This window comes from Pseudomonas sp. TJI-51 (genome assembly GCF_000190455.2).
In the GTDB taxonomy this organism is placed as follows: domain Bacteria; phylum Pseudomonadota; class Gammaproteobacteria; order Pseudomonadales; family Pseudomonadaceae; genus Aquipseudomonas; species Aquipseudomonas juntendi.
Map to the genome: position 1 here is coordinate 9,200 of NZ_AEWE02000089.1, position 243 is coordinate 9,442.

Here is a 243-nt window from a genome sequence, read left to right on the forward strand (position 1 = left end):
CAGCCCCTGGCCGACCTCGAAGGCCCGCTGCGCGATGCCCGGGTGCTGGTAGTGGACGACAACGATACCTGCCGGAAAGTGCTGGTGCAGCAATGCAGTGCCTGGGGCATGAATGTCAGCGCGGTGCCATCAGGCAAGGAGGCCCTGGCCCTGTTGCGCACCAAGGCGCACCTGCGCGACTACTTCGACGCCGTGCTGCTGGACCAGAACATGCCCGGCATGACCGGCATGCAGCTGGCCGCC

Annotated in this window: 1 protein-coding gene; it reads left to right on the top strand. The window is 67.1% G+C overall.

Going from position 1 to position 243, the window contains the following annotated elements; genetic code table 11:
• On the top strand, positions 1-243 hold a 243-nt coding region (locus tag G1E_RS29695), incomplete at both ends, for a response regulator (protein ID WP_047150025.1).